The following is a 12,259-nucleotide window of genomic DNA, read 5'->3' on the forward strand; positions in this document are numbered from 1 at the left end:
CGTGTCCCACAACCGACTAGAACGCTCTATTCAGTCGATCGTAAAGTCTGCGACGTGATCGGCGGCCCATGTCGTGAACGGGCGCGCCGGGCTGCCCGTCAGTTTCTCGACCGTGGAGGTCAGGGCGACCGGCTTGCCGTCGTTGGACTCCCACCAGTTCAGGAGGGCGTCGGCGTACCCGGCGGGGATGTAGTCCGCCATTTCCCGCTTCCACTCGTCGCGGGTGACCTGCTTGATCGTGGCCGGGCTGCCCGTGACCGCGGCGAGTCGGTCGATCTGCTCGCTGAACGAGAGCGACTCGGGGCCGGAGAGCGTGAACCGGCCGCCGTGGTGGCGGGGTTGGGAGAGTACGGCGCGGGCCGCCTCCGCCACGTCCCGCTCGTGGATCGGGTCGTTGTGCGCGTCCGGGAACGGCAGGCTCACCGGGCGGCCGGCCTTGATGGGCCACGCCCAGGCTCCGGCGTTCGACGCGAACGAACCCGGGCGCAGGATCGTCGTCGTGATCGGCGAGGCCAACAGGGCCTTCTCCACCGTGAGATGGGACGCTGCCAGCGGGTCGTCCTCGGGGGCCGGGCCCAGCACGCTCGATGAGGACAGCAGCACGATGTGCTCGACCCCGGCCCGCTGGGCGTGGTCGACGAAGTCGGTGATGCGGTCGGGGGAGGCGTAGAGGAAGACGGTCTTGATGTCCGCCAGGGCCGTGGGGAAGTCGGCCGGGTCGGTGAGAGCCAGGCGCGTGGTGGGCACGCCGGGGGGTGGGATGAGGTCGTCGGGGTGCGCGGAGGCCAGGCGGAGGGGGAGGCCGTCGGCGTGGAGGAGGGCGGTGAGGCGGGTGGCTACCGCGCCGCGGGCGCCGGTGATGAGGATCATGGGGGATCGAGTCCTTCGGGGTGTCGGTGGGCGCGGGCTTGGGCCGGGGCTGGGGGCCGAGGGGGCCCGGGTAGTCGTAGCGGCCGAGCAAGCCGAGCAAGCCGAGCTGGCCGGGCTGGCCGGGCTGGCCGAGCAAGCCGAGCTGGCCGGGCTGGCTGAGCAAGCCGGGCTGGCCATGTGAGCCGAGCAAGCCCTGTGAGCCGTACGGGCCGACGAGGACTTCCGTCGCCGTACCGCCGCGCCAGGAAGACGATGATGAGCGAGCCGTCGGCGAGCGTGAGCGATTCACGTTCGTCACGAACAGCGTTCGCTCCGGTGTGTCACAGGCTAGGAAACGAACGCCGTTCGTGTCAAACACCGTTCGCTCCGAGCTACCCTTCCGTCATGACCACCCCGCCCGTCAGCCGCCGCGCGCGCCCCGCCAAGGCCCCCCTCAGCCGCGACGTCATCGTGCGGACCGGCCTGGAGATCCTGGACCGCGACGGCCTGGACGCCCTGACGATGCGCCGCGTGGCGAAGGAGCTCGACACCGGCCCGGCCTCGCTGTACGTCTACGTTGCCCATCGCGACGACTTGATGACGGCGATGCTCGACGCGGCCCTCGCGCAGGTGCCGCTCGCCTCGGACGGCACCTGGCAGGAGCGGCTCCGGGCGCTGGCCGCCGCCGCGACCGAGGCCATGAGCCGCCACGAGGGCCTCGCCGCCGTCGCCCTCGGCGCGATCCCCACCGGCGACAACGCCCTCCTCGTCCTGGACCGCATGCTCGCCCTGCTCAAGGAGGGCGGCCTCGACGACGTCACCGCCGCCTGGGCCGTGGACCTGCTCTTCCTCCACGTCGCCGCGGCGGCGGCCGAGCAGGCCACGTACGACACCAAGGACACCGAAGAGGAGGACGCCATCGCCGCAGCCGACCGGCGCTACGCGGCCCTGCCCGCCGACAAGTACCCGATGATCACCGGACTCCGCGAGGCCCTGTTCGCCCCCGGCGACCGCGCCACGTGGCAGTTGAACGTCCTGATCAACGGGATCCTTCACACGCCGGCCCGCTGAGCGCGGGCGTCCTCGCGAGCCGTGCTGCGGCGGCCGCCAGCGGCCGGACGCGCCTGCGCCCGATGGCCGGGATCCGGCCCTTCCCCCGCCGGGGCCACCGCCGCGCGCGCCGCATCACCGGCCTTGTGCGCGCGATGACCTCCCGTACGCCGAACGGTTTCGACACGTAGTCGTCGGCCCCCAGCTCCAGGCCCACCACCCGGTCCGTCTCGTCGCTCCGCGCACTGATCACGATGATCGGTACGTCGCCACGCGCCCGGAGCGCCTTGCACACGTCGAGGCCGTCCGCGTCCGGCAGCCCGAGGTCGGGCAGGACGACGTCGGACGCCCCCTCGTGGGCCAGCGCCGCCCCGCCCGTGGTCACCCGCTCCACCTCGAAGCCGTACCGGACCAGGCCGCGTCGCGGTGACTGGGCGATCGGTTCGTCGTCTTCCACCAGAAGTACGCGCACGGCCCGGACCCTAGCCCGCGGCCGGGATCTCCATGCCGGAAGTCGCGTGGGCTTTCGCGGCGCGCGTTCGGTATCTGCCCGGGGTCACCCCGAACTCCCTGCTGAACGCGTGCGACAGCGCGTACGGCGAGCCGTAGCCCACGCGGCGTGCGATCGCCTCCAAGGGAGCCTCGCCGTCCCGCAGCAGCGCCGCCGCCCGCGTCATCCGCCACCAGCTCAGGTACGCCATCGGCGGGCGGCCGACCAAGAGCGTGAACCTGCGGGCCAGGGTGGCGCGGGAGACGCCCGCACGGGCCGCCAACTGGTCGTTCGTCCAGGGGTGGGCCGGGTCGGTGTGCAGGAGACTCAGGGCCGACGCCACCACCGGGTCGCCCAGGGCGCACGGCCAGCCGGACGTGCCCGCCACCGCGCGGTCGGCCAGCCAGGCCCGGATCAGGTAGACGAGGAGGAGGTCCAGGAGGCCGGGTACGGCGATGTCGGCGCCGGGGCGGACGTCCGTCGTCTCGTGCGCCAACAGGCCGAGCGCCGCGTGCAGTTCGGGGTGGCGGTCCGGGGCCGCCGGGAGGTGGAGGACGTCGGGGAGCTCGGCGAGGAGGGGGTGGGCGCGGGCGCGGTCGAGGCGGTACTTGCCGCACATGAGCTCGGCGGTGGGGGTGTTCGGGGCGGGGGTGTCCGGTACGGCTGTGCTCGGGTCGGCCGCGTCCGGGCGGTCCGCCCAGCGGTCGAACTCCACCGCCCGCCGCGCCGCCGCCACCCCCTCCGCCGCCGCGTCCGCGAGCAGGTGCTCCGAGCCGTGCGGCAGCAGCACCACATCGCCCCGGCCCAGCGGGACCGGCCGGTGGCCCTCGTCGAGCAACAGCTGGCAGCTCCCGTCCAGGACCACGTGGAAGCCCGCCCCCTCGTACGCGGGCAGCCGGGCGCACCAACTGCCTTCCGCCCGCACCCGGTTGGCGAACGGGTCGCCCACCCGCACCGCCGCGATCGCGTCGCTCACCACGTCCATGCGGTCAGCGTACGCGGAGGATGAGACGTTCGCGTATCCAGATGAGGTCGGTGAGCATTGAGACGCTCACGGGTGGCTTCTAGCTTGAGGGCGTAGGGATGCGGGGACGCGGGGACGGTCGGGCATCACAGGGATGGCCGGGCATCACCGGGACGGTCGGGCATCACAAGGTCATGGAGGGCGGAGTCATGGAGCAGCGGTTCATGCTGGGGGACGTCGAGGTCGTGCGGGTCGAGGAGCTGCGCGGGCGCTTCGGGTCCGGGCGGGTGCTCGTGCCGGACTGCCCGGCCGAGGTGTGGGACGCCCATCGGGACTGGCTGGCGCCGGACTTCTGGGAGCCGGAGGACGACCAGGTCGTGGGGGTCGTGCAGACGTGGGTGCTGCGGAGCGAGGGGCGGACGGTCCTCGTGGACACGGGGGTCGGCAACGGACGGCGGCGGCCCGGGTCGCCGCACTTCGACCGGTTGGAGACGGACTTCCTGGGGCGGCTCGCGGCGGTGGGGGTGCGGCCCGAGGATGTGGATGTCGTCGTGAACACGCATCTGCACGGGGACCATGTGGGGTGGAACACGCGGGCGGAGGGCGCGGGCGGTGCGGGTGGTGCGGGTGGCGCGGAGGGTGCGGGGACCGCGGGCGGCGCGGTGGGCGCGGACGGCGGCGACTGGGCGCCCACCTTCCCGAACGCCTCGTACCTCATGCCCGCCGCCGACTACGCGTACTTCTCACCGGAGGGCGACGCCGCCCGCCCCGCACCCCGCGACGACGCCGGACGCGCCCGCCGCGAGGAGCACCGGAACATCTTCGCGGACAGCGTGGCGCCGATCCGGCGGGCGGGGCAGGCCGTCCTCTGGGAGGGCGCCCACCGCATCGACGGCCACCTCACCCTCGAACCCGCCCCGGGCCACACCCCGGGCTCGTCCGTGCTGCGGCTCGCCTCCGGCTCGGACCGGGCCGTGTTCGTGGGCGACCTGCTGCACACGCCGGTGCAGATACTGGAGCCGGAGTGCAGCAGCTGTCTGTGCGAGGACCCGAAGGCGGCGGCGGTCAGTCGGCGCCGGGTGCTGGAACGGGCCGCCGACGAGGGGGAGTTGCTCGTGCCTGCGCACTTCGGGGGGTCCGGGGTGGCCGAAGTGCGGCGGGACAGCGGGAAGTTCGCGGTGCGGGGGTGGGGGGTGTAGGCGGCCCCTAGGGCCTGTGGTGGGGGGCGTAGGCGGCCCCTAGGGCCTGCCCGATGGGTCGGGGCGGCGTCGCAGCGACCCATCGGACAGGCCCTAAGGTGTGCCCCTGATCGATATCCGGGGGATTCCTGATGGAGCGGGCCGGGCCCGGCTGATGAGCTGGTGTCATGAGTCGCTTCCCGTTACCCAGGTCATCTCGCCGTCTCGTTCCCGTCCTGTGTGCCCTCGGCACGCTCGGCGTCGCCGCCCCGGCCCTCGCCGACGAGCCGCACCGGCCACCGCCGCCCCCGCCGCCGCACGCGCCGACCCAGGCGGCCCTCGACCGGATCGTCGAGCAGGGCACGCCGGGCGTCATCGCCCAAGTCAGAGACAGACGTGGGGTGTGGCACGGGCGCGCGGGGGTCGGCGACCTCGCGACCGGGGGCGAGCGGGGCCCGGACGAGAAGTTCCGCATCGCCAGCCTGAGCAAGACGTTCACGTCCGTGGTGCTGCTCAAGCTGGAGGCCGAGGGCGGCCTGTCGCTGGACGACAGCGTCGAGAAGTGGCTGCCCGGTGTGGTGCGCGGCAAGGGCTACCGGCCGGGGGCCATCACGGTGCGGCACCTGCTGAACCACACGAGCGGGATCTTCGACTACAACATGGACGACGGCTTCCGCGCCAAGTACGCGGGGGACGCGTTCGACAAGAACCGCCACACCCGGTGGCGGCCCGCCCAACTGGTCGACATCGCGCTCGCCCACCCGCCCAACTTCCAGCCGGAGCAAGGCAGCAGACCCGGGCACGCCGGCGAGTGGGACTACTCGGACACCAACTACATACTCGCCGGAATGATCATCGAGAAGGCGACGGGCGGTCCGTACGAGGAGGCCGTCGACCGGTTGGTCATCGACCCGCTCGGCCTGCGCGGCACCAGCGTGCCCGGCCGCTCGCCCAAGGTGCCGTCCCCGCACGCGACGCACTACTCCACGCTCTTCGAGGACCCGCCGCACGCGAAGGTGCGCGACGTCACCGAGTTCAGCCCCACCGTGGCCTTCTCCGCCGGGCAGTTGATATCGACCGTCGGCGACGTGAACACCTTCATGTCGAAGCTGCTGCGCGGCCAGGTCCTGCTCCCCGCCCAGCAGCGGCAACTGCTCGACGCCATCCCCGTGGACGGCGACAAGGGACACGGCGGCCCGGACGACGTCTACGGCCTCGGTATACGTCACTTCAAGCTGAAGGAGGGCTGCTGGGCCTGGGGCCACGGCGGCATGATCCCCGGATCGGCGAGCCGCACGGTGGCCGCCGCGGACGGACGACACGTGCTGACCATGAACCGCAACGGGGACTGGGGCGAGCAGAAGGGGGAGGACGAGGTGGTCGAGGCCGAGTTCTGCGGGCGGAACTGAGGAATCCGCGGGGCCGTTCGGGGCCGGGGCCGGGGCCGGGGCCGGGGCCGGGGTCGGAGCCGGGGTGCTGGGGCTGCTCGGTGGCCGCCTACTCCGGCGGGCCGCCCAACCCCCACGCCTCCCACATCGCCGCCGCGAACGCCGCCGCCAGTTTGCGTTCGCCGTGTTCGTTGGGGTGCGTGCCGTCGTAGGTGTCCAGGTGGATGTCGTACGCGGGCGGGGGTGAGGCCAGGAGGAGGGCGGAGGCGGAGGTGTCGAGGTCGGCGACCGTCTTGGCGAGGAGTTCGTTGAAGCGGGTGACCTCGGCGGCGAAGTCGGGGTCGTCCTCGGCGCGGACGTTCGGTATCACGGGCAGGACGGCGAGGGCGACGCGCGGGTTGGCGCGGCGGGCCTCGGCGACGAAGCGGGCCACGTTCTCGGCGGTCTGCTCGGCGTTCGTGTAGAAGCCGAGATCGATGAGGCCGAGGGAGACGAGGACGACGTCCGCGCGGCCCGCCTTGACGGCGTCGGCGATCAGCGGCGTGAGCTGCAGCCAGCCCTCGCCCCAGCCCGCCAAGTGGCGGCTCGGGAAGTCCGGTTCGGCGTACTCGTACGACGTGGGGGACTCGGTGGCCTTGTCGTACAAGGTCTCCCGAGGGCCGACGATCTTGAAGGGGGCGCCGTGGGTGGCGCACAGGTGGCGCCACATCCAGTAGCGCCAGGTGTGTTCCCCGGCGCTTCCGATGGTCATCGAGTCGCCGACGAACATGAACCTGAGCATCCGCTCATCATGGCGTCACCGAGGGGTGTCCGGCCGCCGCTGTGCGTGTGAGGCTGAGCACGCCGCGCGGGCCCGGGTCCTGCCGCGCCGCGCGGATGGCACGCTTGAGGTCATGCGCTCGCTTCCGTCTGTGGTCCCCGGTGCCGCCACCGCCGTCGCCGTGTGTACGGCGCTCCTCCTCACCGCCCCGGCGGCCCACGCCGACGACGGCAAGGGCAGCAAGGGCAACGACGGGTTCAGCATCAAGGACCCGCGCATCACCGAGTCCAGCGGCCTGGTCGCGTCCCGCGCCCACCCCGGCGTGTACTGGACCCACAACGACCAGGACAAGGGCGCCTTCCTCTACGCGGTGGACAGTGCCACCGGCGAGACCGTCGCCACGATCACGATGACCGGCGTCGGCAAGCCGCGCGACGTCGAGGCGATCTCGATGGGGCCCGACGGTGATCTGTACGTCGGTGACATCGGCGACAACCTCGGCGGCAAGTGGTCCTTCGTGTGGGTCTACAAACTGCCCGAGCCCAAGCAGCTCAAGGACCAGTCGATCCGGGCGAAGCAGTACGTCGTGAAGTACTCGGACGGCCCGCGCGACGCCGAGTCGATGATGGTCCACCCGAAGACCGGGCGGGTCTACATCGTGGACAAGAACGAGGACGGCGAGGGCAGCCTCTACGAAGGCCCGCCGCCCGCTGCCATGTCCACGTCCCGCACCAACGTCTTCAAGCGCGTCGCCGACGTCGACCTGTGGGCGACGGACGGTGCCTTCTCGCCCAACGGCAAGCAGCTCGCCCTGCGCGGCTACCTCGGCGGCGTCTCGTACCGGTGGGAGGGCGCCGGCGGCAAGATCAAACGCGAGGGGCGGCTGAGCGTGCCGCTGCAGCGGCAGGGCGAGTCGGTGGCGTACAGCCCGGACGGCTCCCGGCTGATGTACGGCACCGAGGGCCAGGAGAGCGACGTCGAGCCCGTGGACGTCAAGGGCGCGGGGCGGCCCCCGGGGGCGGCGGGGGGCTCGGGGTCCGACAGTGACGACGGGGGTGCGTTCGGGGGCGGGTACAAGGGGGGTGCCCTGGCGATCGCCGCGGTGCTGGTGGTGGTGTTCGGGCTGAAGCGGCTGTTCGGGAAGAAGAGCGGCTAGGACCTGTCCGCTAGCCCTCGGCGTCCTGCTTGCGGCGTTCGACCAGCACTTCGAGGCCGTCCAGGATCCGTTGCAGGCCGAACTCGAAGTGGTCGAAGTCCGACCCGAACGAGTCCTCCGAGAGCCCCGCGATCAGCGGGTACTTGCCGCTCTGCATGATCCGGTCGAGGACCGGCCGCTGCGCCTCCCAGAACGCCTCGTCCGAGAGCTGTGAGTCGGCCGCGGCCTGCGCCGCGTGCACGTGATTGCGGGCGACCCCCGACACGTACCCCTCGACCATGATCAGCACGGAGATCAGCTCGGGGTCGGTCAGACCCATCGGCTTGATGTACGTCAGGACCCGCTCCAGGCCGCCCACCGCGCTCGGGCCGAGCACGGGCCGCGCCTGGTTGACCTGGAGCAGCCACGGGTGCTTGCGGTGCTGCTCCAGGGTCCCGCGCCCGTACGCCGCCAGGGCCGCGCGCCAGCCGCCGCGGTACGGCTCCTCGTCGTCGGTGGGCGCCTGCACGTGGTTGAGCATCAGGTCGAGCAGCTCGGCCTTGCCGGGGACGTAGCGGTACAGCGACATCGTGCCCGTGCCCAGCTCCGTGGAGAGCCGGCGCATGGAGACCGCGGCGATGCCCTCGGCGTCGGCGAGGCGCACGGCCGCGATGATGATCCGCTCCAGCGTCAGGGCCGGTTTCGGTCCGCGCGTGGGGCGCTCGCCGCCGCCCCACATCAGTTCCAGGCTGCGTGTGATGTCGCCGCTGCCGCTGGTCTCCGTCGTTGCCATGGATCTCACGATAAGCCCTTGGGCCAAAACTGAGTACGGTGTACTCTTAATTGGGTACGGTGTACTCACAAGGGTGGCGCGTGTGGTGCGAAGAGCGGAACGGGAGTTGGAGGGGCAGTGAGCGACAGTGACTTCGGCGGGCGCGGCGACGACGCCGGCGCGTACGCGGTCCGGGCCCGGGGCCTGGAGAAGCGGTACGGCGACAAGCGGGCCCTGGACGGCTTCGACCTGACCGTGGCGCACGGCACGGTGCACGGCCTGCTCGGTCCGAACGGCGCGGGCAAGACGACGGCGGTGCGCGTCCTGTCGACGCTCATCCGGCTCGACGGCGGCCGGGCCACGGTCGGCGGCGCGGACGTCCGGCGCGACGCCCGGACCGTACGCGGCCGCATCGGCCTGACCGGTCAGTACGCCGCGGTGGACGAGGTCCTCAGCGGGCGGCAGAACCTGGAGATGTTCGGCCGCCTCTTCCACCTCGGCGGCAAGCGGGCGGCGCGGCGCGCGGCGGAACTCCTGGAGCAGTTCGGCCTGGAGGCCGCCGCCGACAAGGGCGCCGGGACGTACAGCGGCGGCATGCGGCGCCGCCTCGACCTCGCCGCGTCGATGATCCTCGCCCCGTCCGTGCTGTTCCTGGACGAGCCGACGACCGGCCTCGACCCGCGCGGCCGCAGCGAGGTCTGGGACTCCGTACGGTCCTTGGTGGCGAGCGGAACGAGCGTTCTACTCACTACGCAGTATCTGGAGGAGGCCGACAAGCTCGCCTCCCGCATCACCGTCATCGACCAGGGCCGCGCCATCGCCGACGACACTCCCGACGGCCTCAAGGCCACCGTCGGCGGCAGCCAGCTCGAAGTCGTCGTCGCCGAGCCCGCCGACCTGCCCGCCGCCGTCAAGGCCGTCGCCCGCGTCGCGGCCGGCGAGCCCGAGGCGGTCGACGCGGAGCGGCGCGTGCAGGCCGCGGTCACCGACCGGGTGGGCGCGCTCACCGAGGTCGCGCGCACCCTCCAGGACGAGGGCGTCGCGGTCGAGGACATCGGGCTGCGGCGGCCGAGTCTGGACGACGTGTTCCTGCGGCTCACGGGGGGTCGGACGAAGGACCAGCAGGAGAGTGCGCAGGGGCAGGGGCAGGGGCAAGGGCGGGCGCAGAAGCAGGGGCGGACGGGAGCTGCGGCATGAGTGACGTGACGACGACGATGAGCGGCGGGGGCGGGCTCGGCGGCGGGCGCGGGGGCGCGGGTCCGGCAGCGGGGCCCGAGCACGGGCGGGCGTACTGGGCGGTCTCCGACACCCTCAACATCACCCGCCGCTACCTGACCCACTTCCAGCGCCAGCCCATCGTGATCGCCTGGCAGCTCGGCTTCCCCATCATCAGCGTGCTCCTGTACGGCTTCGTCTTCGGCGAGGCCATGAAGGTGCCCGGCGGCGAGGGCGACTACAAGCAGTTCCTGATGCCCGGCATGTTCGTGATGACCATGGCCTTCGGCTTCATGAACACCGCGATGGGCGTCGTCACGGACGCCTCCAAGGGCGTCATCGACCGCTTCCGCTCCATGCCCATGGCGCCGTCGGCGGTGTCGGCCGGGCGCGGCCTCTCCGACCTCATCGTGGCCTGCGCGGAGTTGACGATCCTCGCGCTCACGGCCCTGGCGATCGGCTGGCGGCCGGGCAACGGCGTCCTGAACGCCGTGGCCGCGTTCGGGCTGCTTCTGCTGCTGCGCTTCAGCCTGATCTGGGTGGGCGTGTGGCTCGGCCTGGTCGTGCCCAGCGCGGAGGCGGCGGGCGGTCTCTACGCGGTCGCGTTCCCGCTCACCATGATCTCCAGCGTGTTCGTCGCCCCGTCCCTCATGCCGGACTGGCTCGCGCCCATCGCCGCCTGGAACCCGGTGTCCTCCACCGGCACGGCCGCCCGTGAACTCTTCGGCAACCCCGGCGCGGGCGGGTCCAGCTGGGTCGAGCAGAACGCGGTGCTGATGGGGGTGGTGTGGCCGCTGGTGGTGACGGCGGTGTTCCTGCCGCTGGCCGTGCGGAGGTTCAAGGGGCTCAGCCGGTAGGGGGGTTGGTACGTCGGCCGGTGGCTTTCGGTACGCGGACGGGCCCGGGTACGCGTGGTGCGTACCCGGGCCCGGTCTGCTGCTCGGGTGGCTCGTGCCTCTGCTCGGGTGGCTCGTGCCTCGTCGTTACAGCTTCTCGATCACGTAGTCGACGCACTTCGTGAGCGCCTCGACGTCCGCCGGGTCGATCGCCGGGAACATCGCCACGCGCAGCTGGTTGCGGCCCAGCTTGCGGTACGGCTCCGTGTCCACGATGCCGTTCGCGCGCAGCGCCTTCGCGACGGCCGCCGCGTCGATCTCCTCCGCGAAGTCGATCGTGCCGATGACCTGCGAGCGCTTCGCCGGGTCACCGACGAACGGATTCGCGTACTTCGACTCCTCCGCCCAGCCGTACAGCGTCCGCGCGGACGTCGCCGTGCGCCGCACCGACCAGTCCAGGCCGCCCTGGCCGTTGATCCAGTCCAACTGCTCGGCGAGCAGGAACAGGGTCGCCAGCGCGGGGGTGTTGTACGTCTGGTTCTTGCGGGAGTTGTCGATCGCCGTCGGCAGGCTGAAGAACTCCGGTACGTGACGGCCGCTCGCGTGGATCCGCTCGGCGCGCTCGATCGCCGCCGGGGAGAACGCGGCCACCCACAGGCCGCCGTCCGACGCGAAGGACTTCTGCGGGGCGAAGTAGTAGACGTCGCTCTGCGCGATGTCCACCGGCAGGCCGCCCGCGCCCGACGTCGCGTCCACCAGGACCAGGGAGCCCGCGTCGGCGCCCGCCACCCGCTCGATCGGGGCCGCCACGCCGGTCGACGTCTCGTTGTGCGTGAACGCGTACACGTCCACGCCCGCCTCCGCCTCCGGCGCCGGGTGCGTGCCCGGGTCGGACGCGATGACCGTCGGCTCCGCCAGCCACGGGGCCAGCTTCGCCGCCTTCGCGAACTTCGAGCTGAACTCGCCGAAGGACAGGTGCTGCGACTTGTTCTCGATCAGGCCGTGCGTCGCCACGTCCCAGAACGCCGTGGAGCCGCCGTTGCCGAGGATCACCTCGTAGCCCTCGGGGAACTGGAACAGCTCGCGCACGCCCTCGCGCACGCGGCCCACCAGGTTCTTCACCGGCGCCTGGCGGTGGGACGTACCCAGCAGAGACGTGCCGGTCGCGGCCAGGGCGTCCAGTGCCTCCGTCCGCACCTTGGAGGGGCCCGCGCCGAAACGGCCGTCGGCGGGCTTGATGTCAGCGGGAATCTGGATCTCTGCCACGTAGGGAGCCTAGCTGTTCCGGGATGTGGGGGGTCGGCCTCGTCCATCCCGCGAGACGTCGCCCGGTGCCGGGCGGTGGGTGGGTTCCCGCGCTGCCGCGCGGGTTTCTCTCCCACCCGCCCGCCCGTTTCCAGCCCGCCGCGGGCTCCGCGCCCTCGTCCGCCCCCGCCGACCTCCGGCCCGGGTCGGCCCTGCCTCCCGGTGCCGGGTCCGGTCGTTCGGCGTCGTCGGGGCGGGTGGGTGGTTCCCCGCGCCGCGCGGGGCTGCCCCGCCCGTTGCCCCCCACCGCTGTGGGCAATCGTCCCGCAGGGCGGGACGGGTGGGCACAGCCACAGGCCGACAGCGGTGTCGGCGAC

At 72.5% G+C, this 12,259-nt stretch carries 11 protein-coding genes and 1 pseudogene; 6 read left to right on the top strand and 6 right to left on the bottom strand.

All coding sequences use genetic code 11. The features are described 5' to 3' along the window. Nucleotides 1-30: 30 nt before the first annotated feature. A complete protein-coding gene (locus tag IE274_RS14440) occupies nt 31-870 on the bottom strand; it encodes an NAD(P)H-binding protein (protein ID WP_190116116.1) in 840 nt (279 codons plus the stop codon). Between the two features lie 384 nt (nt 871-1,254). Between IE274_RS14440 and IE274_RS14445 the strand changes: the two genes are divergently transcribed. Further along, the gene (locus IE274_RS14445) at nt 1,255-1,920 is read left to right on the top strand and encodes a TetR/AcrR family transcriptional regulator (protein WP_190116117.1); all 666 of its coding nucleotides are present in this window, start codon (nt 1,255-1,257) and stop codon (nt 1,918-1,920) included. Nucleotides 1,921-2,020: 100 nt separating this feature from the next. On the opposite strand, the pseudogene IE274_RS14450 reads toward IE274_RS14445, so the two are convergent. Beyond that, nucleotides 2,021-2,371 (bottom strand): annotated as a pseudogene (locus IE274_RS14450) (response regulator transcription factor); the annotation flags it as partial. A gap of 10 nt (nt 2,372-2,381) precedes the next feature. Beyond that, nucleotides 2,382-3,374 carry an AraC family transcriptional regulator gene (locus IE274_RS14455; RefSeq protein ID WP_190116118.1) on the bottom strand — a complete coding sequence of 331 codons (993 nt, stop codon included), beginning with the start codon at nt 3,372-3,374 and terminating at the stop codon, nt 2,382-2,384. A gap of 188 nt (nt 3,375-3,562) precedes the next feature. Between IE274_RS14455 and IE274_RS14460 the strand changes: the two genes are divergently transcribed. Beyond that, a complete protein-coding gene (locus IE274_RS14460; RefSeq protein ID WP_190116119.1) occupies nt 3,563-4,552 on the top strand; it encodes an MBL fold metallo-hydrolase in 990 nt (329 codons plus the stop codon). A gap of 167 nt (nt 4,553-4,719) precedes the next feature. Beyond that, nucleotides 4,720-5,940 carry a serine hydrolase domain-containing protein gene (locus IE274_RS14465; RefSeq protein ID WP_190116120.1) on the top strand — a complete coding sequence of 407 codons (1,221 nt, stop codon included), beginning with the start codon at nt 4,720-4,722 and terminating at the stop codon, nt 5,938-5,940. Between the two features lie 88 nt (nt 5,941-6,028). Here the strand turns inward: IE274_RS14465 and IE274_RS14470 are convergent, their stop codons facing one another. After that, on the bottom strand, nt 6,029-6,700 hold the full coding sequence (locus tag IE274_RS14470; protein ID WP_190116121.1) for a GDSL-type esterase/lipase family protein: 672 nt from the start codon (nt 6,698-6,700) through the stop codon (nt 6,029-6,031). Between the two features lie 112 nt (nt 6,701-6,812). Here IE274_RS14470 and IE274_RS14475 point away from each other — a divergent pair, with 112 nt between their 5' ends. After that, a complete protein-coding gene (locus IE274_RS14475) occupies nt 6,813-7,835 on the top strand; it encodes a TolB-like translocation protein (RefSeq protein ID WP_229909543.1) in 1,023 nt (340 codons plus the stop codon). 10 nt (nt 7,836-7,845) lie between these two features. Here IE274_RS14475 and IE274_RS14480 read toward each other — a convergent pair whose 3' ends face one another. Then, on the bottom strand, nt 7,846-8,607 hold the full coding sequence (locus tag IE274_RS14480) for a TetR/AcrR family transcriptional regulator (protein WP_190116122.1): 762 nt from the start codon (nt 8,605-8,607) through the stop codon (nt 7,846-7,848). 117 nt (nt 8,608-8,724) lie between these two features. Here IE274_RS14480 and IE274_RS14485 point away from each other — a divergent pair, with 117 nt between their 5' ends. Continuing rightward, the gene (locus tag IE274_RS14485; RefSeq protein WP_190116123.1) at nt 8,725-9,783 is read left to right on the top strand and encodes an ATP-binding cassette domain-containing protein; all 1,059 of its coding nucleotides are present in this window, start codon (nt 8,725-8,727) and stop codon (nt 9,781-9,783) included. Between the two features lie 17 nt (nt 9,784-9,800). Next, nucleotides 9,801-10,658, top strand: a complete 858-nt coding sequence (locus tag IE274_RS14490; protein WP_190116485.1) for an ABC transporter permease — start codon at nt 9,801-9,803, stop codon at nt 10,656-10,658. A 126-nt stretch (nt 10,659-10,784) separates the two neighbouring features. On the opposite strand, the gene serC is transcribed toward IE274_RS14490, so the two are convergent. Further along, entirely contained in the window at nt 10,785-11,903 is a 1,119-nt protein-coding gene (gene serC / locus IE274_RS14495) for a phosphoserine transaminase (RefSeq protein WP_190116124.1), read from the bottom strand. Between the last annotated feature and the right edge of the window lie 356 nt (nt 11,904-12,259).

This window comes from Streptomyces flavofungini (assembly GCF_014650815.1).
Lineage (GTDB): Bacteria > Actinomycetota > Actinomycetes > Streptomycetales > Streptomycetaceae > Streptomyces > Streptomyces flavofungini.